We start from the raw sequence: 18,251 nt of genomic DNA on the forward strand, positions 1-18,251 counted from the left end.
CCTTTCTACTTCGTACGGACCGCTTCTTCCTCTGAGCCATCCTCATAGAGGATAAAGCTTTTCGCAGCATCCTCACCTAATGTAAACTCGACTTCAACAGACAATGCTCGCAGAAAGAAACGGGTTTCCGAGGAAGGAAATAACTCCAGTCTCAGCTGTCCGGCGATCTCCAAATAAAGCCGTTCATTCTCGGTTGTCACCTGTGCAGCCGTCCCATCCTGCAACAGGTAGCTGCCAACATAGCGGCTGTATATCGCCGTATCAATTGCTTTTTTCTTTTTATCAGCAGGACGTTCCGGGACATCATATGGCTGGCCAAATAGAATATGTTCCGCCGCCTTCAGAATCGCTTGTTCATATTCAGTATCCTCTTCCTTATTACTCAAATAGATCAGCGTTTTACGATGATCGATATATCGGATCATCATCGTCGAATAGCCGGGCCATCCTCCGCTGTGGCTGACAATCCGCCCTTTTTCAGGACTGTTTTGCAGCACCCAGCCAAAGCCATAATCAATTGTTTCTCCATTGTTGAGGCGCACTGGAGAAAACGCAGATTCCTTAGAAGCCTTGCTGATGAAATCGTCCTGATATAAAGCCTGATCAAATCGAAACAAATCGCTTGTGACAGAGTTAACCGTCCCATCTCCCTGTATGCCATCGAGATACACAACATAGTTCGTTTCCTCCAGCTCATCAGGGAGGACGTATGTTTCGGAATGTACATCATACACATATCCATATGCATAATGATCAATTCGCTCAGGCGAAAGCCTCCTGTTATACACTCTTGTTTCATTCATGCCTGCCGGTAAAAAAATACTTGTTTTTATAAAATCCGCATAGCTCATGCCAGATGCTTTTTCAATGATAACCGCCAGCAGCACATACCCCGTATTGCTGTACATCCAGCCTTCATTCGGTTCAAAATAACCAGATAGCCCCTCATTCATCAGCATATCGACAATATCCTGATTCACCGCAATCTTGTGTGAATCCCAATTGGCAAAAAACCATCCCATATAATCAGGAAGCCCTGACGTATGGTTCAATAAATGCCGAATCGTTACGCCCTGATACGGAAAACCGGGCAGCCAGCGATCCACTTTATCCTCATAGCCAAGAATCCCCTTCTCCTCCAGCAAGATGATTCCCAATGCTGTAAAAGGCTTTGACAAAGACGCTAACTCAAACAAAGAGTTGGTTTTCAACGGGCGTTTTTCCGTCATTTCCGCATAGCCAAAAGAGTGGTGATATAAAATATCGCCACCCTCCGCAGCCAGAACCGTCCCGTTAAACTGATGTTTTTCGCCTAATGTCTCAAATAACGTCTGAAGATGCTTTCTTTTATTCTGCTTCATTCCTCCACCTCCCATATCTCTGTACGTTACTAACCTACTAACGTTTCAAATATTTTGAAAAATCCTTCAGTTAGAGATCCTTTTTAACCCATCACATATACCTGCCGTTCACTATTATTTAGTGAAATGAGATATTATGATATTTTCTGAATTGTGATTAAAAAGGCAACTTTATGCCCATGCAACAGAAACTATAAAAAATACAGAGAATGAAAAGAAACAGATAGATTTTTTAGTTCTTTAGGCCCGTAGTCTGCAAATCCTTTTATGATTTTCTATCAAACAAAAGAGGAAAATAGACCAGTTGCAATCCAAACGAGAGTCTAATAGAATGAGGTCGAAAAGTAAATCGCGCGGGTTTGTTACTGATAAAGCAGGCAAGACCTAAAATGTGTAAAGGGCAAAGTGTATACTTTGGCGTCACCCCTTACATATTTTAGGTCTTTTTTTATTGTGCGTAACTAACTTGCCATCTTCAAACAGGAGGGCTGGAAGAAGCAGACCGCTAACACAGTACATAAAAAAGGAGACATGAACGATGAACATCAAAAAGTTTGCAAAACAAGCAACAGTATTAACCTTTACTACCGCACTGCTGGCAGGAGGCGCAACTCAAGCGTTTGCGAAAGAAACGAACCAAAAGCCATATAAGGAAACATACGGCATTTCCCATATTACACGCCATGATATGCTGCAAATCCCTGAACAGCAAAAAAATGAAAAATATCAAGTTCCTGAATTCGATTCGTCCACAATTAAAAATATCTCTTCTGCAAAAGGCCTGGACGTTTGGGACAGCTGGCCATTACAAAACGCTGACGGCACTGTCGCAAACTATCACGGCTACCACATCGTCTTTGCATTAGCCGGAGATCCTAAAAATGCGGATGACACATCGATTTACATGTTCTATCAAAAAGTCGGCGAAACTTCTATTGACAGCTGGAAAAACGCTGGCCGCGTCTTTAAAGACAGCGACAAATTCGATGCAAATGATTCTATCCTAAAAGACCAAACACAAGAATGGTCAGGTTCAGCCACATTTACATCTGACGGAAAAATCCGTTTATTCTACACTGATTTCTCCGGTAAACATTACGGCAAACAAACACTGACAACTGCACAAGTTAACGTATCAGCATCAGACAGCTCTTTGAACATCAACGGTGTAGAGGATTATAAATCAATCTTTGACGGTGACGGAAAAACGTATCAAAATGTACAGCAGTTCATCGATGAAGGCAACTACAGCTCAGGCGACAACCATACGCTGAGAGATCCTCACTACGTAGAAGATAAAGGCCACAAATACTTAGTATTTGAAGCAAACACTGGAACTGAAGATGGCTACCAAGGCGAAGAATCTTTATTTAACAAAGCATACTATGGCAAAAGCACATCATTCTTCCGTCAAGAAAGTCAAAAACTTCTGCAAAGCGATAAAAAACGCACGGCTGAGTTAGCAAACGGCGCTCTCGGTATGATTGAGCTAAACGATGATTACACACTGAAAAAAGTGATGAAACCGCTGATTGCATCTAACACAGTAACAGATGAAATTGAACGCGCGAACGTCTTTAAAATGAACGGCAAATGGTACCTGTTCACTGACTCCCGCGGATCAAAAATGACGATTGACGGCATTACGTCTAACGATATTTACATGCTTGGTTATGTTTCTAATTCTTTAACTGGCCCATACAAGCCGCTGAACAAAACTGGCCTTGTGTTAAAAATGGATCTTGATCCTAACGATGTAACCTTTACTTACTCACACTTCGCTGTACCTCAAGCGAAAGGAAACAATGTCGTGATTACAAGCTATATGACAAACAGAGGATTCTACGCAGACAAACAATCAACGTTTGCGCCAAGCTTCCTGCTGAACATCAAAGGCAAGAAAACATCTGTTGTCAAAGACAGCATCCTTGAACAAGGACAATTAACAGTTAACAAATAAAAACGCAAAAGAAAATGCCGATATCCTATTGGCATTTTCTTTTATTTCTTATCAACATAAAGGTGAATCCCATATGAACTATATAAAAGCAGGCAAATGGCTAACCGTATTCCTAACCTTTTTAGGAATATTGCTGTTTATCGACTTATTTCCAAAAGAAGAACATGACCAAAAAACAAAATCAAAACAGAAGCCGGACTACCGGGCGGCATATCATTTTACGACGCCGGATAAATGGAAAAATGACCCTCAAAAACCGATCTATTTTGATGGCAAGTATCATTATTTCTATCTATATAACCGGGATTACCCAAAAGGCAACGGCACAGAATGGCGCCATGCCGTCTCAGAGGATTTGGTGCACTGGACCGATGAAGGCGTGGCGATTCCGAAATATACAAACCCGGACGGTGATATTTGGACCGGTTCCGTCGTGGTGGATAAAGAGAACACAGCCGGCTTCGGGAAAAATGCGCTTGTCGCGATTGTGACACAGCCCTCAGCCAAAGACAAAAAACAGGAACAATATTTGTGGTACAGCACAGATAAGGGAAAATCATTCAAATTCTACAGTGGCAACCCCGTTATGCCTAATCCGGGCACAGACGATTTCAGAGATCCGAAAGTCATATGGGATGACCAAGATAACAAATGGGTCATGGTCATGGCTGAAGGATCAAAAATCGGCTTTTATGAATCCGATAATCTTAAGGACTGGCATTACACAAGCGGATTCTTCCCAGAACAGGCGGGAATGGTGGAATGTCCCGACCTCTACATGATGCGGGCAAGCGACGGAACGAATAAGTGGGTTCTCGGTGCCAGCGCGAATGGCAAACCGTGGGGCAAACCAAATACGTACGCCTACTGGACCGGAAGCTTCGACGGAAAAGAATTCAAAGCGGATCAGACTGAAGCCCAATGGCTTGACTATGGCTTCGACTGGTATGGCGGTGTGACGTTCGAAGACAGCAAAAGCACAGATCCATTAGAAAAGCGGTATGCGCTTGCCTGGATGAACAATTGGGATTATGCCAACAACACCCCGACAATGAAGAACGGCTTTAACGGCACAGATTCTGTCATACGCGAACTCCGGCTGAAGGAGCAGGATGGAACATACAGCCTCGTCTCACAGCCGATTGAAGCTTTGGAGCAGCTGACTGTTTCAACTGACGAAATAGAGGATCAGGATGTGAACGGATCAAAAACATTGTCGATAACAGGTGATACGTACCAGCTTGATACGGATCTTTCTTGGTCAGAGCTAAAGAATGCAGGCGTCAGGCTCAGAGAATCAGAAGACCAAAAACGCCATATTGATGTCGGCATTTTCGCTGAAGGCGGCTATGCTTATGTCAATAGAGCAGCCACAAATCAGCCTGACAAAAGCAATACCTATGTCGAAAGCAAAGCTCCTTATGATGTAAACAAACGTAAGGTGCATTTGAAAATACTTGTCGATAAAACAACGATAGAAGTATTTGTTGGCGACGGGAAAACCGTTTTTTCAAATGAAGTCTTCCCAAAGCCTGAAGATAAAGGAATTACCCTTTATTCTGACGGCGGCACAGCCTCCTTCAAAAATATAACAGTGAAACACTTTGATTCGATTCATGAATAAAAACAGGGGCGGCGCAGGCTGCCCCTGTTTTTTTATTAGGAGCGGTATTCTCTGTTACATATTGGGCATTGTAAGGAATATAAGGCTGGTTTCAAAGGAGGAAGCGAATGTCTAAACAAGGAAATTTTCAAAAATCAATGTCGCTGTTTGATCTGATTTTGATTGGGATGGGAGCCATCTTTGGATCAGCGTGGCTGTTCGCTGTCAGTAATGTCGCTTCAAAAGCAGGGCCCTCCGGCGCTTTTTCCTGGATCCTCGGAGGAGCCATTATTTTGTTAATCGGGCTTGTATATGCGGAGCTCGGAGCCGCTCTGCCCCGTACCGGAGGCATCATTCGATACCCCGTTTATTCACATGGCCACCTTGTCGGCTACTTAATTTCGTTTGTCACGATTGTCGCTTATACAAGCTTGATTTCAATTGAAGTGACAGCTGTGCGCCAGTATGTGGCCTATTGGTTTCCCGGCCTGACCATTAAAGGGTCTGATTCGCCTACCATTTCCGGCTGGATCTTGCAGTTTGCCCTATTATGCTTGTTTTTCCTGCTGAATTATTGGAGCGTCAAAACCTTCGCTAAGGCGAATTTCATCATATCGATTTTTAAATATATTGTGCCGATTACCATCATTATTGTGCTGATCTTTCATTTTCAGCCGGAGAATTTATCCGTTCAAGGATTTGCACCGTTTGGATTTACAGGTATTCAGGCTGCCATCTCGACAGGCGGCGTCATGTTTGCGTATCTCGGCCTGCATCCGATTGTATCTGTAGCAGGTGAAGTCCAAAATCCAAAACGCAATATCCCGATCGCTTTAATCATTTGCATCATCGTTTCAACCATCATTTATACTGTTTTGCAGGTCACCTTTATTGGTGCAATCCCGACAGAAACACTGAAACATGGCTGGCCGGCAATTGGCCGGGAGTTCTCATTGCCGTTTAAGGATATTGCGGTCATGCTCGGGTTAGGCTGGCTTGCAACGCTTGTCATTTTAGACGCCATTCTGTCTCCCGGAGGAAACGGGAATATCTTTATGAATACGACATCCCGCCTTGTTTACGCCTGGGCGCGTAACGGCACATTATTTGGCATATTCTCAAAGGTCAATAAAGATACGGGGACACCCCGCGCTTCGCTTTGGCTTTCGTTTGCCCTGTCCATTTTCTGGACACTTCCCTTTCCTTCGTGGAACGCGCTCGTCAATGTCTGTTCAGTCGCGCTCATTCTTTCATATGCGATTGCACCCATTTCTTCAGCTGCGCTGAGGGTCAACGCGAAGGACTTAAACAGGCCGTTTTATTTAAAGGGAATGAGCATTATCGGGCCGCTTTCCTTTATATTTACAGCGTTTATCGTGTACTGGTCAGGATGGAAAACAGTCTCCTGGCTGCTCGGTTCACAACTCGTGATGTTTTTGATCTATCTCTGTTTCAGCAAATATACGCCTAAAGAAGATGTCAGCCTTGCTCAGCAGCTGAAATCAGCCTGGTGGCTTATCGGGTTTTATATTATGATGCTGATCTTTTCCTACATCGGTTCTTTCGGACATGGTTTAGGGATTATCAGCAATCCCGTCGACCTCATTTTAGTCGCGATCGGCTCACTTGCGATTTATTACTGGGCAAAGTATACCGGGCTCCCAAAAGCCGCCATTGATTATGATAAATAAAGAAGCAAGAGGTTTTCTTGCTTCTTTATTCTTTACAAACAAACATACACGCGATAAAATGAATGAGAGTCAGTCATTACTGGAGGTGTTCCTCATGCCAAAACAAACATCGGGTAAATACGAAAAAATATTGCAGGCGGCCATAGAAGTCATTTCTGAAAAAGGCCTCGACAAAGCTTCTATTTCTGATATTGTCAAAAAGGCCGGCACTGCCCAAGGAACATTCTATTTGTATTTTTCATCTAAAAATGCCCTCATACCGGCCATTGCAGAAAATCTCCTCACCCATACACTTGATCAAATCAAAGGTAGGCTCCATGGGGACGAGGATTTTTGGACCGTTTTAGATATATTAATTGATGAGACATTTCTCATTACAGAACGCCATAAGGATATTATTGTCCTCTGTTATTCCGGGCTTGCGATCGACCACTCCATGGAAAAATGGGAGACGATCTATCAGCCTTATTATTCCTGGCTTGAAAAAATCATCAACAAGGCCATTGCAAACCATGAGGTAACGGAAGGAATCAATTCAAAATGGACGGCCAGAACGATTATCAACTTGGTCGAGAATACTGCGGAACGATTCTATATCGGATTTGAACAAGATGAAAATGTTGAAGTGTATAAAAAGGAAATTTTCACTTTCTTAAAACGGAGCTTAGGTACTGCTTAAAAAATGACTGGGTAACACCGCTCATTTTTTAATGCCCTAAAAATGACTGACGTTCATTCATAAAATAGAGAGGTGTTTCATTTGAATTGGGTTCTTGTTTTTATTGCAGGGCTTTTAGAGGTTGTTTGGGCCTCTTCCCTCAAACATGCCGATTCGCTTTTGGATTGGATCATCATTTTTATCTTAATCGCGGTCAGCTTTATCCTGTTGATCCGCTCTTATCAAAAAATCCCGATGGCCGCGGCGTACACTGTGTTTGTGGGAATCGGAACCGTCGGAACATATCTGACTGGAATTGTTCTGGGCGAATCCTTCTCAGCAGCCCAAATGTTCTTTTTAGCTTTATTGCTGGCTGGCATTTTAGGAATGAAATTATTTACGAAAGAAAGCAAATCTCAGCCGGGAGGTGAAAAATAATGGCATGGTTTTTATTAGTGATTGCCGGCATAGAAGAAATTATAGCTGCCATTGCCATGAAATATATAGACGGAACAAGAAAAAAATGGCCGATCATTGTGATGACTGTTGGATTCGGCTTATCCTTTTACTGCCTGTCCCAAGCGATGATCGTCCTGCCTGCCGGAGTCGCATATGCCGTCTGGACTGGCATTGGAAGCATTGGTGTTTCGGCGGTCGGGCTCATCTGGTTTAAGGAGCGGTTTCAGCTTTCACAGGTGATTTCACTTTGCCTTATCCTAGCCGGCGTCATCGGCCTGCGTCTTACGTCATCTTCATAAAATCAAGGCATATACAGCTGTATATGCCTTTGCCATTAAGCTTCGTGATGTTTTTGAAGATGAAGCGGCGGCGGGATGAGCCAGCCTTTGTTTTTTAGCAGCCTTAAGTATTTTGCGCCGGTTGCCGCTTTCGACATATGAAATTGCCCAAACATCATGGCAATATCCTCACGAATCGATTGCCCCATCATTTTGCTGCATGTCACAAGACCTGCAGCATTTTCTGCTGCCGCGGAAGCCGCCACATCCGGATCGAGAAACCGTGCACCAGGCGGAATATCGTTAAGATCTGCTGTCGGCGGTTCAGGAGAAGCCGGCGGCAGCGCCACCCCGTTTTCTTTCAGGATCGTGCTGACCTGTTTGATTTCATCTTGGCATTTCTCAATAGACTCACGAAGCAGCTTCTTCAGGTCGTCATCACCGACATGATTCAATAGCATTTGGTAATTGCCGACCATTTTATTGCCCGCCATCACATAACTCCACAAGCCGAATACCTCACCGTAATGCATCGGTTCATCCTGCGGATTTCCGCTTAAAATACCCATGCTCATTCTCCTCCCATATTCAATATTGCACATTTCATAACGTGCCCAAGCGGAGGAACATTTATGTTTCAGCGGAAAAGATTTATGAAATGAAACAAAACAAAAAAGACAAGAGTGGCAAGTTGCCAAACCATTGTCTTTCCTGTTGTTTGATTGGACGCACTGAAGGGATTCGCACCCCGACAGACAAGATACCGGAAACCATTCAAGTGCTTTTTAGTATGAGTCATTGATTCTGTCTTTAATAAACTTTAACGAGATGGCGGGATGCTTTGCGGAAAACGAAATACATTTTCGGGGTCATATTTCGCCTTTATTTCTCGAAGCCGCGCAAAGTTTGCGCCATAATATTCTTTTCCGAAGTTTTCAATGTTTTGATCTGGAACATTAACATATGAACCTGCTACATATGGTTGCATCAGCTGACGCACTCTTTCAACTGATGCAAGATTTGAATCTTCTTGTGATTTATTTTTCCAACTAGCCGTCCATTCCGTATAAAATAATGGATGGCGCCAAAAAAAGGCAGTTTCGTCTTTAGGGACTCTGCTTATAGCACCACCCCAATTGATAAAAAAGAAATTGGCTTCTGTTCCAGTAGCATCTTCCAAAAATTTTCTCATGATTGAAATGGGTTCGTCAGACCAAAAATCATGACCCCATGCCGAGGAGAATTTAACACTCTGATCATTTCTGCCAGGGATGGGTTCGTCAGGGTCTAAGAAATCTATAGCATCTGGATAGTATAATGTTTTGATATCTGCTTCTGTTGGAGTTCCCGCATGTAATAAAGGTTTTAATAATCGAATCAATTCAGTTTTCGAACCGAGGAAAATTCCTTCTGCATGACACAAACCATTTATTTTGCTGTAAATTTCAAGGTAGCATCCTAATCGTTCATCTACAAACGGAGCCCATTTCTGCCAAGCTTTAAATACCGTTTCTAATTGTTCCCACGGCCAGATAATATTGAAGACGGTTGCAGTTTTAGGGGCACGATGAACTTTGAATGTATATTGGGTATTATATCCAAAGTTACCTCCTCCTCCGCCTCTAGAAGCCCATAGCAAATCCTCATTGTGAGATTGATCTGCGTGAATAATCCTTCCTTTTGCATCTACCGTTTTCAGCGCGAGAAGGTTATCACTTATAAGGCCAATCGATCGTGAGAGTACACCAAATCCGCCGCCCATCGTAATTCCCCCGATTCCAACTGTTGGGCTATCTCCAAACGGAGCCATAAAACCGTCTCGAGCTAATCCCTTTACAAGCGGGCCAACGGGAATACCAGTTTGAACGGTTGCAATAGCGTTTTCTTCATCTAAGAAAACTTTATTCATGTCACTCACATCAATAACAATTCCTCCACTTACTACTGAAAGGTTCTTATCTAAAGCATGGCGACCGCTTCTGACACGTAAGGGCACTTTATTCTCACGAGCCCATTTAATGGCATTACTTACATCGTATGAATTTTGCGCAAAAACAAAGACAAGAGGATAGACATCCACATAAGGGTTCCAATTCTTAATAGCCTCTGTATAGCCGGGGTCTCCTTTGAAGATTACACGCCCTGTCAACTGTGTTGATCCCATATATTATTTCACTCCCAAAGAAATTCGATTCAGATACTAAAATATGCAGGAGCTGGATAATCGCATAGACAAATGATCTACGAACTATAAATATAATACGCTAAGGCCTTTTTCGTCGGTGAGGTCTGCTGAGAAACATTTTTCAAACAATTTTGAGCAAACTTCCTGTCCAATCCTCCAACAAGCGTTTTTTCTTATCGTTTTTAGGAGCAGTGTCCAGTTTTTTTCGGAGTGAATATTCGTTTAGGCCAAAAGAAAAGAGAGATGAAGAAGTGTTTAGTACCAGAGGTATACATCCATACAACAGACTCTAGATCATCATATACTGAATGTATGTAGAAAGGAGACATCAGCTTTGGCAAAATATCGGATTATGACCTTTGACGGCGGCGGTACCTTAGGTGCTTTAAGTTTACAACTATTAAACAGATTGGCTAGGCAAAACCCGAAGTTAATTAGTCGAACCCATGTATTTTCGGGAAATTCAATCGGTTCATTTACTGCCCTTGCATTAGCAAGCGGAAGATCTCCGAGGGAAACACTTCAGTATTTTGAGGATGAAATCCTACCCGCATTCAGCATTTCCCGGCCAGGCGGACCTGTTTTCAACCAACAATTACCCTATTCCGGTTTTATTAAAGCGGTAAGAAATTTTTTCCCAGCAGATCTTCAACTTATAGATTTAAGAAAACGAATTGTTGTCCCATCATTCAAATTATACTCTCAAAAACTGGACCGTTGGACTCCTGTCTTATTTCACAATTTTCCCGGCTCTCCCTATTTAAATGAAAAAGTGAGTGATGTCATACTGCGGAGCAGCGGTGCTCCCGCGACGCAACGCGCCTATCAAAACTATGTGGACGGATATGTAGTAGCAACGAATCCCAGTACAGCCAGTATCGCGTTTGCAGTTGGTAAAGCCAACGTGCCATTGGATCAAATTGCGGTATTGTCCATCGGAACAGGTGAAGCCCCGACTCGGTTAAGAAGAGATACGAGGGGATGGGGAATGGTAAGTGCAGATAACATACGTCCCGAAAATCTGAAGAACCTTCCTCCAAATTGGGGAGTCCTTTTGGACAGGTCGCCTAATGAACCTTTACTGCCATTTCTTCAGATGATTGCTGGCGGTAATGGGTACTATGAATCCATGGTCAGTGCGAATCTTCTGGGAGATCGTTTTTTCCGGTTAGATCCGCGGATTCCGAACTTCTCCAAAACGGACCCTGCCGTCGTTCCCGCTGTCATTGAAATTGCGAACAAAACAAACTTACAGCCTGCGAATCAATTTATAGAGAAGAACTGGGGGAGCAAATAATTATTTATTTTAAATCAATTCTCGCTTATACAATTTTGTCCGAGAGAAGATTCTCAAAATAAATACAGGCAATGGGTAGAACCGGATTTTTTTAAAGGTTTGTTAATCACAAGCTAATAAGATGAATGAAAAAATCAATTCATACTTCTTCTTTTGAAAGTGAGGGTTCAAACTAAAGAATGTAATTGAAATGTTACTCTAAGGTATGCAATTCCCTTTTTCACACAAAAAAAGACAAGAGCGGCAAATCGCCAAACCCTTGTCTTTCCTGTTGTTCTATTGGACGCGCTCGGAGGGATTCGAACCCCCGACAGACGTGGTACCGGAAACCACCGCTCTATCCAACTGAGCTACGAGCGCATATAGACTGCGTTATGAGAACGTCAGCACAACTAATTATACGATAATTCCTTTCAAATAACAACCCTCTATTTCGAGAGGCCGTTTTTTAAATAGACAAAGCATCTTAATTGGCAATCTGACATACGATGGTTTGAACCCCTGTATTTTTGGGGAAAATGGGAAAAAGAGACGACTTTGCATATCAGGCCAGCTTTTTGTTTGACCTTTATTGACCAAAAATGTATCATGTAACTACATACTTACCTAAAAGGTGAAGGAGGAGCATTATGAATTTAATACCTACAGTCATTGAACAAACGAACCGCGGGGAAAGAGCGTATGACATTTATTCTCGTCTATTAAAGGATCGTATCATCATGCTTGGATCTGCGATTGATGACAACGTTGCGAACTCCATCGTGTCACAGCTTTTATTCTTAGCAGCAGAAGACCCTGAAAAAGAAATTTCTCTTTACATCAACAGCCCGGGCGGCTCTATTACAGCCGGTATGGCGATCTATGATACCATGCAGTTTATTAAGCCGAAGGTATCTACAATTTGTATCGGTATGGCTGCGTCAATGGGCGCGTTCCTGCTTGCAGCCGGCGAAAAAGGCAAACGCTATGCGCTTCCAAACAGTGAAGTCATGATTCACCAGCCTCTTGGCGGTGCGCAAGGTCAAGCGACAGAAATTGAAATTGCTGCGAAACGCATTCTCTTGCTTCGCGACAAATTAAACAAAGTCCTAGCTGAACGTACTGGCCAGCCGCTTGAAGTGATCGAACGCGACACAGACCGTGATAACTTCAAGTCTGCTGAAGAAGCGCTTGAATACGGCCTGATTGACAAAATTTTGACTCACACAGAAGACAAAAAGTAATAACACAACCTGCAAGAGCTGCGTCTCTTGCAGGTTTTTTTCATTTCAAGGAATTGACTCCCTTATTCTATACTGCTCCCATTCCTCATGTAACAGCTCAAGCGTCAAATCACTCGTCTGCCTCACAACCAGATCAGCACCAAGCATCGGCTGTCCTTGACCGACACCAACCGCAAACATCCCCGCAGATTTGATTGCAGAAATGCCTGCTTCTGCGTCTTCTATTGCCGCGCAATCAGCAGGGGAAACATCGAGCATCGCTGCAGCTGTTAAAAAGATGTCAGGATCAGGCTTCCCCTTCGCAAGAGTCGTCGGATCAACAATGGCATGAAAATCATCGATAATTGCCAAGCGTCTTAAAATCTTAGGAGCATTGCGACTTGAAGATGCTAACCCGATTTTTATATTTTCGTTTTTCAATTGACATAGAAGCCTGCCAATCCCCGGTAAAAGATCTTCCGGCGTCAATTTGCTGATCAGCATTTGATAATCGCGATTTTTCCGATGCATAAGCTCTTGTTTCTCCGCATTTGTATACTTTGTTTCCGCCCCGCCAAAGATCAATATGCTTTCAAGTGACTCTTCTCTGCTGATTCCTTTTAGCCTTTCATTCATGTCTCTGTCAAAAGGGATATCGATTTGTTCTGCGATGTGCTTCCAAGCGAGAAAATGATATTCAGCAGTATCTGTTATCACTCCGTCTAAATCAAAAATGACCGCTTTCATATACTAATGCCCATCACAGCTTCATAAGGTTTGAGGCTAATACTCTTTAAGTCAGCCCGCTCCTGCGGATAGTTTGAAATTAGCACTTTCCAACGCTCATGAATCAGTTCTGGAGGCGCTTCGAACAGAGCCTTTTCTTCCGATAAATTCACAACGACAAGAAGCTTTTCCCCTCGATATTCTCGAAGGTAAGAAAAGACCTGCGGATCATTCTCCTGCAACAGCTGATAATCGCCATATATCATAATCTTATATTGCTTTCGTAATTGAATGAGCTTCTGATAGTAAAAGAAAATCGAATCTTGATCTTCCAAAGACTCTTTCACATTGATATCTTGATAGCGGGAATTTACCGGTATCCACGGGTCTCCGGCTGTGAATCCCGCATGTTTTCCGGCATCCCACTGCATCGGTGTTCTCGCATGATCCCTTCCTTTTATCATCACGGCTTTGACAAACTCTTTTTCTGACATCGTTTTGTTTTCGACGACTAGTTCACGATATGCATTCTTTATTTCAAGATCATCATACATCTCCAGCGGCATATCGCTGTTGACCATGCCGATTTCTTCTCCCTGGTAAATAAACGGCGTTCCTTTCATGCCGTGCAGAACCGTTGCAAATGCCTTCGCACATTCCTTACGCAGTTTCCTGTCATTGCCCCAGCGGGAAATAACCCTCGGCTGGTCATGGTTCTCAAAATAAAGGGTATTCCAGCCGACATTCATTAACCCGGTCTGCCACCTTGTCATCGTCTTTTTTAAAGCAATCAAATCAAACGGCTTGATCTGCCATTTCCCATTTGGCGAGTTTTGTTCTTTATCAATATCCATATGTTCAAATGTAAAGATCATATTCAGCTCTTGCCTGCTTGCATCTGTGTACTTTTTCGCCTCTTCAATATCAGAGCCGTTTGCCTCTCCGACTGTCATGCAGTCGTAATGAGAAAGCACTTCCCTGTTCATCTCTTGAATAAACTCATGAAGACGTGGGCCGTTAGAGTGATAACGGCCGACAATATAGCTGCGGCTGTGATCCGTTTCGTAGTCCGGAAAATCGGTGTATTTAGAAATAGAGCCAATCACATCCATCCGCCAGCCGTCAACGCCTCTATCCATCCAGAATCTCATTACATCATAAACTTCCCGGCGAACGGCTTCGTTTTCCCAATTTAAATCAGGCTGTTTTTTCGAAAAGTAGTGCAAATAATACTGCCCTGTTCCTTCATCGTATGTCCACGCTGAGCCTGAAAAGATCGATCCCCAATTATTCGGCTCTGAGCCGTCCGGTTTAGGATCTTTCCAAAGATAATAATCCCGGTAAGGATTGTCCTTCGACTTGCGGCTTTCAGCAAACCAAGCATGCTCATCTGATGTGTGGTTCACGACCAAATCCATGACGATTTTCATTCCGCGTTTATGGACTTCATCAATCAGCTGAAACATATCTTCATTTGTCCCAAACTTTTCGTACATGTTTTTGTAATCGCTGATATCATATCCGTTGTCATCCTGCGGGGAATCAAATACCGGGGAGAGCCAGATGACATCCGCCCCGAGGTTTTTGATGTAATCCAGCTTTTGAATCACACCTTGCAAATCTCCGAATCCATCTCCATTGGCATCATAAAAACTGCGCGGGTAAATTTGATAAACGACAGCTTCTTTCCACCATTCACTCATTAGGCGTTCTCCTTTCACATCGTCCCTGTAGGACAACCGGTTCCTCATAAACGTTCATGTGCAGCGGCTCGCCTTTTACAAGCTCAAAAATAACGCGCTTTTCGTCAACCGTCACATTGATTAATCGATTTCGATAATTGATGTTGAATGAATATTCGTCCCATTCTTTCGGCAAAAACGGAGCAAATGACAGCGTCTCATTCGCGGTGCGCATGCCTGCAAAGCCATGAACGATTGCCAGCCAGCTACCCGTCATTGAAGTAATATGCAAGCCTTCTTCCGTATCATGATTGTAATTATCAAGATCAAGCCTTGCTGTGCGCTTATATAATTCGAGCGCTTTCTTTTCCAGCTTGAGTTCGGCTGCGAGAATCGCATGGACAGAGGGCGATAGGCTTGATTCATGAACAGTCATCGGCTCATAAAATTCAAAATTTCGCCGTTTTTCTTCCATTGTAAAACGGTCATTAAAAAGATAAATGCCTTGGAGAACATCTGCCTGCTTAATAAAATTGGAGCGGAGAATCTTGTCCCATGACCAATTCTGGTAAAGAGGCCGTTCCGCTGGATCTAATTCGTCAACTGTTTGCAGGTCTTTGTCCAAGAACGTGTCATGCTGAACGAAAATTTGCAGTTCTTCACTAAATGGATAGTACATGTGCTGGATGATTTCTCTCCAGACTTCCAATTCTACTTCCTGCACATCCAGATGGCGGCGTTTCTCCGCTGAGATACTTTCGAGACTTTGTAGAGTATACTCCAACGTCCAAGCCGCAATGACATTCGTATACCAATTGTTGTTAACGTTGTTTTCGTATTCATTCGGCCCTGTGACGCCATGGATCATATACTTATTTTTTCGTTTCGAGAAGTGAACACGGTCGGCCCAAAATCTGCTGACTGCCACAAGTACGTCTATCCCGTATTCTTCCATATAGTTACGGTCGCCTGTATAATTGATATAATTGTAGATCGCATAACAGATCGCGCCATTGCGGTGAATTTCTTCAAAGGTGATTTCCCATTCGTTGTGGCATTCATCACCTGTGAACGTCACCATCGGATAAAGTGCCCCCTTCATCCCCAATTTTGCAGCGTTTCGTTTGGCAGCCTCCAACTGATGATAGCGATACAAAAGCAGGTTTTTCGTCACCTCCGGCTCGGCTGTCGCCAAATACATCGGAACGGCGTACGCCTCAGTATCCCAATATGCGGCACCTCCATATTTCTCGCCAGTAAATCCTTTCGGCCCGATATTCAAACGGGCATCGCCCCCGTAATATGTCGAGAATAACTGAAAGATATTGTAGCGGATTCCTTGTTGAAGCTCCTCATCTCCTTTAATCTCAATGTCCGCTTTTGCCCATCTTTCCTTCCATCGATCAGTGTGCCTCCGTTTTGCATCTTCATAGCCGTTCTCTACCACATCCGCCAAAAGCTCCTTGGCTTTCGATAAAAGCTCTTCCTCCCGAAAATCACGGGAAGTCGTGACAATCACAAACTTTTTCAATGATGCCTTCGTTTGATAACTGTAGCGATTCTCGACATACATTTCAGTCGTTTTAAAGCTTTCATGGACAAAACCCTCCGTCTCGTTTGCCATTGCGGCTAATACCGTGAAGCGCGGTGTTCCAAATGGATTTTCGATCGTTTTTGCCGCTAAATGGCCGCTGTGAGAATCAGCACCTTTCGCTTCCTCCTGCCAAAACTGTTCTTGGTAGTTAGAATCTTCATTTGCCACATTTCCATCCAGGTAAGGAACAAGCGTAATGACAGCATCTCCCGTCAAGCACTCCGCTTCATAATGAATCGCACAGAGTTCTTTTACAGCAAGGCTAAGAAACCGCTCTGACCTGATTCTGACGGTTTTATCTTGAATGCGGACAACAGCGCTTCGCCGCAGAATCCCCTCTTTCATATTGAGTTCTACCTCAAATAATTCGATTGGGTTTTGATGGAGATCGATTTTTTCACCGTCAACATATAGGCCTATGCCCATAAAGTTCATCGCATTGATCACTTTTCCGAAATATTCTGGATACCCGTTTTTCCACCAGCCTACTCGCGTTTTGTCGGGGAACCACACGCCTGCAATATATGTGCCTTGGTGACTGTCGCCTGAATAGCCTTCTTCAAAATTCCCTCTGACCCCCATATAGCCATTGGCAAGAGACGTCAGGCTTTCCAGCAGCCGTGTATGCTCCTTATTAAATGTATTTGTTTTGATTTTCCATTCATCAATCTCAAATAACCGCTGATTTATCATCATTTCCTCCCGAATGTAAGTTTCCATTATCACGGCGGGTTTTGGTCAAATATCTAAATGCAAAAGAGATCATCAAAGTAACGCCACACGAATGGATCATCAATACAGTAATCAAATCAAAATGAACCATGCCGATAGCAGCTGCCGCAAATGCCGGCAGTGCTGATGCGCAAATCGCTATAGAGGCCGCTTCCTTGAATGATGCAATAGAGACCATGTTTGATATTTTTGTGATCCAGAGGCCACCTGCAAGAACAAACGTTAACAAAAGCTGGATCATAGAAACCACCGTATATGCCAGCATCATGATCATCGGCTTATACTGTGCCAACCACAATGTATCGATCAAGACCTCTACATCATGGACGTTTGGTTTCTCGAGCTTAACGTCCATTTTCGCATAGCCAACAGAAAACCCCGTTTCGTTTTGATCGGTGATCACCAGTTGATCAGGTTGAAATATGATGGCGTTTTCAAATCCAGTTACTTTCAATCGCCCATTTTCACCGCTTGTCTCATATTCATGCTTCATATCGACTGCCATCACATTCTGCCCATCTTCAATCCTCTCAGAGCTCTTCCCGCCTGTTAGTTTTCCGTTCCTGATTTGAAAACCCTGCAATTGATCAGCAAATTGATCATTAACTCCTTGAATCGCTGACGGCATGAAAGATGAAACGCTGAAGCGATCCATTTTCACAAACGAAACCGCTAACGGCGCCATTAAGCAGGCCGTTAAAAACAGAAAGAGAAAAGAGAGCTGCAGCCAGCTGAAGGTATTCCCATAGCGGCAAACACCTGATGGGGATGCAGCCGCCTTCAGGCAGCGGATGATAAAGCTTTTATTCTCCAGATTCTTCAT

At 43.4% G+C, this 18,251-nt stretch carries 15 protein-coding genes and 1 tRNA gene; 8 read left to right on the forward strand and 8 right to left on the reverse strand.

All coding sequences use genetic code 11. The annotated features are described in order from the left end of the window. Window positions 1-5: 5 nt before the first annotated feature. A complete protein-coding gene (pbpE, locus tag BSU_34440) occupies window positions 6-1,361 on the reverse strand; it encodes a penicillin-binding protein 4* (RefSeq protein NP_391324.1) in 1,356 nt (451 codons plus the stop codon). 538 nt (window positions 1,362-1,899) lie between these two features. Between pbpE and sacB the strand changes: the two genes are divergently transcribed. The 6 genes from sacB to psmB all read left to right on the forward strand — a co-directional run bounded on the left by sacB (window position 1,900) and on the right by psmB (window position 8,031). Next, the gene (sacB, locus tag BSU_34450; protein NP_391325.1) at window positions 1,900-3,321 is read left to right on the forward strand and encodes a levansucrase; levanase (moonlighting); all 1,422 of its coding nucleotides are present in this window, start codon (window positions 1,900-1,902) and stop codon (window positions 3,319-3,321) included. Between the two features lie 73 nt (window positions 3,322-3,394). Then, on the forward strand, window positions 3,395-4,945 hold the full coding sequence (gene levB / locus BSU_34460; protein NP_391326.1) for an endolevanase, selectively cleaves the (beta-2,6) fructosyl bonds: 1,551 nt from the start codon (window positions 3,395-3,397) through the stop codon (window positions 4,943-4,945). Between the two features lie 107 nt (window positions 4,946-5,052). Continuing rightward, window positions 5,053-6,615: an L-aspartate/L-glutamate / proton permease gene (aspP, locus tag BSU_34470; protein NP_391327.1), complete on the forward strand. Its 1,563-nt coding sequence runs from the start codon at window positions 5,053-5,055 to the stop codon at window positions 6,613-6,615. Beyond that, complete coding sequence (yvdT, locus tag BSU_34480; RefSeq protein NP_391328.2) at window positions 6,605-7,294, forward strand: putative transcriptional regulator (TetR/AcrR family); 690 nt, start codon at window positions 6,605-6,607, stop codon at window positions 7,292-7,294. Before aspP ends, yvdT begins: the two co-directional genes overlap by 11 nt. Window positions 7,295-7,375: 81 nt before the next feature. Further along, complete coding sequence (gene psmA, locus BSU_34490; protein ID NP_391329.1) at window positions 7,376-7,711, forward strand: sodium / proton antiporter subunit A; 336 nt, start codon at window positions 7,376-7,378, stop codon at window positions 7,709-7,711. Then, window positions 7,711-8,031, forward strand: a complete 321-nt coding sequence (gene psmB, locus BSU_34500; protein ID NP_391330.1) for a sodium-proton two component antiporter subunit — start codon at window positions 7,711-7,713, stop codon at window positions 8,029-8,031. Before psmA ends, psmB begins: the two co-directional genes overlap by 1 nt. A 35-nt stretch (window positions 8,032-8,066) precedes the next feature. Here psmB and yvdQ read toward each other — a convergent pair whose 3' ends face one another. Then, window positions 8,067-8,579 carry a hypothetical protein gene (gene yvdQ / locus BSU_34510; protein ID NP_391331.1) on the reverse strand — a complete coding sequence of 171 codons (513 nt, stop codon included), beginning with the start codon at window positions 8,577-8,579 and terminating at the stop codon, window positions 8,067-8,069. A 251-nt stretch (window positions 8,580-8,830) separates the two neighbouring features. Then, on the reverse strand, window positions 8,831-10,174 hold the full coding sequence (gene cotNP / locus BSU_34520) for a spore coat protein; putative oxidoreductase (RefSeq protein ID NP_391332.1): 1,344 nt from the start codon (window positions 10,172-10,174) through the stop codon (window positions 8,831-8,833). A gap of 355 nt (window positions 10,175-10,529) precedes the next feature. Between cotNP and cotR the strand changes: the two genes are divergently transcribed. Beyond that, window positions 10,530-11,492 (forward strand): spore coat lipolytic enzyme, encoded by a 963-nt coding sequence (cotR, locus tag BSU_34530; protein NP_391333.1) that lies wholly within the window; start codon window positions 10,530-10,532, stop codon window positions 11,490-11,492. A 284-nt stretch (window positions 11,493-11,776) separates the two neighbouring features. On the opposite strand, the gene trnQ-Arg is transcribed toward cotR, so the two are convergent. Beyond that, a tRNA-Arg gene (trnQ-Arg, locus tag BSU_tRNA_81) sits at window positions 11,777-11,852 on the reverse strand. 269 nt (window positions 11,853-12,121) lie between these two features. Between trnQ-Arg and clpP the strand changes: the two genes are divergently transcribed. Then, on the forward strand, window positions 12,122-12,715 hold the full coding sequence (gene clpP / locus BSU_34540; RefSeq protein NP_391334.1) for an ATP-dependent Clp protease proteolytic subunit; Maxwell's demon: 594 nt from the start codon (window positions 12,122-12,124) through the stop codon (window positions 12,713-12,715). Between the two features lie 45 nt (window positions 12,716-12,760). Here clpP and mdxM read toward each other — a convergent pair whose 3' ends face one another. From mdxM to mdxJ, 4 genes are read right to left on the reverse strand one after another with little or no spacing between them, the layout of a single operon-like run. Further along, entirely contained in the window at window positions 12,761-13,441 is a 681-nt protein-coding gene (gene mdxM, locus BSU_34550; RefSeq protein NP_391335.1) for a bifunctional beta-phosphoglucomutase / glucose-1-phosphate phosphodismutase, read from the reverse strand. Further along, window positions 13,438-15,123 (reverse strand): oligo-1,4-1,6-alpha-glucosidase (sucrase-maltase-isomaltase), encoded by a 1,686-nt coding sequence (mdxL, locus tag BSU_34560; protein NP_391336.1) that lies wholly within the window; start codon window positions 15,121-15,123, stop codon window positions 13,438-13,440. Before mdxL ends, mdxM begins: the two co-directional genes overlap by 4 nt. Further along, window positions 15,116-17,389 (reverse strand): maltose phosphorylase, encoded by a 2,274-nt coding sequence (mdxK, locus tag BSU_34570; RefSeq protein ID NP_391337.1) that lies wholly within the window; start codon window positions 17,387-17,389, stop codon window positions 15,116-15,118. Before mdxK ends, mdxL begins: the two co-directional genes overlap by 8 nt. Beyond that, entirely contained in the window at window positions 17,367-18,251 is an 885-nt protein-coding gene (mdxJ, locus tag BSU_34580) for a putative component of maltodextrin transporter (RefSeq protein NP_391338.1), read from the reverse strand. The genes mdxK and mdxJ overlap by 23 nt, the downstream gene beginning before the upstream one ends.

Origin of the sequence: Bacillus subtilis subsp. subtilis str. 168 (assembly GCF_000009045.1) — a bacterium.
Classification (GTDB): domain Bacteria; phylum Bacillota; class Bacilli; order Bacillales; family Bacillaceae; genus Bacillus; species Bacillus subtilis.

Bases quoted from the DNA above. Each gene is read 5' to 3' on its own strand.
- aspP (NP_391327.1), top strand. From the start codon at position 5,053: ATGTCTAAACAAGGAAATTTTCAAAAATCAATGTCGCTGTTTGATCTG.
- mdxM (NP_391335.1), bottom strand. From the start codon at position 13,441: ATGAAAGCGGTCATTTTTGATTTAGACGGAGTGATAACAGATACTGCT.
- mdxL (NP_391336.1), bottom strand. From the start codon at position 15,123: ATGAGTGAATGGTGGAAAGAAGCTGTCGTTTATCAAATTTACCCGCGC.
- sacB (NP_391325.1), top strand. From the start codon at position 1,900: ATGAACATCAAAAAGTTTGCAAAACAAGCAACAGTATTAACCTTTACT.
- pbpE (NP_391324.1), bottom strand. From the start codon at position 1,361: ATGAAGCAGAATAAAAGAAAGCATCTTCAGACGTTATTTGAGACATTA.
- yvdQ (NP_391331.1), bottom strand. From the start codon at position 8,579: ATGGGTATTTTAAGCGGAAATCCGCAGGATGAACCGATGCATTACGGT.
- mdxK (NP_391337.1), bottom strand. From the start codon at position 17,389: ATGATAAATCAGCGGTTATTTGAGATTGATGAATGGAAAATCAAAACA.
- levB (NP_391326.1), top strand. From the start codon at position 3,395: ATGAACTATATAAAAGCAGGCAAATGGCTAACCGTATTCCTAACCTTT.
- mdxJ (NP_391338.1), bottom strand. From the start codon at position 18,251: ATGAAGAATCTGGAGAATAAAAGCTTTATCATCCGCTGCCTGAAGGCG.
- cotNP (NP_391332.1), bottom strand. From the start codon at position 10,174: ATGGGATCAACACAGTTGACAGGGCGTGTAATCTTCAAAGGAGACCCC.
- yvdT (NP_391328.2), top strand. From the start codon at position 6,605: ATGATAAATAAAGAAGCAAGAGGTTTTCTTGCTTCTTTATTCTTTACA.
- clpP (NP_391334.1), top strand. From the start codon at position 12,122: ATGAATTTAATACCTACAGTCATTGAACAAACGAACCGCGGGGAAAGA.
- psmB (NP_391330.1), top strand. From the start codon at position 7,711: ATGGCATGGTTTTTATTAGTGATTGCCGGCATAGAAGAAATTATAGCT.